Here is a 1,606-nt window from a genome sequence, read left to right as displayed (position 1 = left end):
GGGCACCCTGGTCCAGATCACCGGCACCCGCACCTGGACCGAGTCCGAGCGGGTCTACAACCTCACCGTCCAAGACCTCCACACGTACTATGTGCTCACGGGCGACACCCCGCTCCTGACTCATAACTGTAGTCCCGCAGAACCGCTCGCGGACCGTGCTCACCAAATTTGGAGCCAGCTTCCGACGGGGCATCCGAGGAATAGCTCATCAGTGGCTGTAGTTGCTGCACAGACCTCCAGGGGTGTTGTCCATGTGGTCGCTGGAAGCGGTAGGGGGTTGACGCCCGCGCAGAGATCTTCGCTTACTGGAAACGAGATTCCGGCAAGAAACATTCCTGGGACCGATGCAGAACAAAACGCTCTTCTGTTTATTAATAGTATGAACTGGAGTCCGATTATGGGGGGCTCTTCCAGGCCAGTCTGTAGTAAGATTTGCGCTCCTCTTATCAGGGCTACGGGTGGCCGTGTATCCGGAGAGGTGCTCAAGGGTACCCACGGGACTCAGATTAGGACTTTCGAGTGGTAGACCAAGATATTTATGTCAAGCTTTTTGTGGAGAGTGCGGACTACGACAAGGTGGACGCATTCGTTGCTTCGTGTGCAGAGCGTGTCAGGCAAGTTTTTACGGGTCTTGTGGCGGATGATGCTAAGAGGGATGGCGACCTCGACCGTGTGGTTCGAATCACGGACGCCCTTTGGGAGGTGGGTCGTGGTTCGTCCTGGGATGGTGATTTGAGATTTTTGGAAGGCTTGCCCGAAATTCAAAAAAGCGGGTCGACTGATGGTAAGTTGGCCGTGCTCCACAGTGTGGCGATGGTTATTTTCTGTGCGGTCAGGTATAGAAGTTATAGAAACCCTGAAGATGCGATTAGATGTTCGATTTTCGCATTGAATTCCTCATCTCTTCTCTCGGATTATCGGGAGGTGGAATTTGACATAAGGAGTCTCGAAAATAATTACCAGAGGAGTGACGTTTCTTCTCTTTCTCAAGTGGATGCATTGGAGGAGGTTAATCTTTTGGCGATGAAGGTTAGGGCGGAGGAATTTTCTTTCGAGCAGCTTCGGGGAGAATTTTTCTGAACTGATTTCTGGTGGCTATTTACTAGATTTTTTAAGCAGGATAATCGAAAAATCCTATCGCGTTCTGAGTTCGGATTGGTGGCCAGGGAAAAATCGCACCCTCCCAAGGTGCTTAAGAGCTCATCTCATCTGGGTTCTCGGTAGCCTGCTCCCGTGTCGATAGGACTGGAGAAGAGGGGCTGCGCACGGTCTTGGCCACGATCGTGGGTGAGGGTGCCAAGACCCTGGTCGAGATCACCGTGGACACCACCACGCAGGTCGACGCTGGCACTCTGGGCGAGGGCGAGTTGCCTGACGGGCCTTCCCGGCCGGGGCCGATGGTGCTGGGCGATGCGATCGTTGCCACGGACGGTCACCCCTTCTGGGTGCCGTTGCTGGGTGAGTGGGTCGACGCCGTCGACCTGGTTCCGGGGATGTGGTTCCTGTCCTCCGAGGGCACCCTGGTCCAGATCACCGGCACCCGCACCTGGACCGAGTCCGAGCGGGTCTACAACCTCACCGTCCAAGACCTCCACACGTACTATGT

3 protein-coding genes are annotated in these 1,606 nt (G+C 55.0%); all 3 read left to right on the top strand.

Annotated features, from left to right (window positions below; all coding sequences use genetic code 11):
• Positions 1 to 7 precede the first annotated feature (7 nt).
• Entirely contained in the window at positions 8 to 526 is a 519-nt protein-coding gene (locus BUE45_RS34130) for a hypothetical protein (RefSeq protein WP_394328549.1), read from the top strand.
• On the top strand, positions 520 to 1,080 hold the full coding sequence (locus BUE45_RS32310) for a hypothetical protein (RefSeq protein ID WP_143173570.1): 561 nt from the start codon (positions 520 to 522) through the stop codon (positions 1,078 to 1,080). Before BUE45_RS34130 ends, BUE45_RS32310 begins: the two co-directional genes overlap by 7 nt.
• A gap of 191 nt (positions 1,081 to 1,271) precedes the next feature.
• On the top strand, positions 1,272 to 1,606 hold a 335-nt coding region (locus BUE45_RS33685; protein WP_143173569.1), incomplete at its 3' end, for a polymorphic toxin-type HINT domain-containing protein.

The organism is Nocardiopsis flavescens (assembly GCF_900141985.1).
GTDB lineage: Bacteria > Actinomycetota > Actinomycetes > Streptosporangiales > Streptosporangiaceae > Nocardiopsis > Nocardiopsis flavescens.
This window is presented reverse-complemented; position numbering and strand designations above follow the sequence as displayed.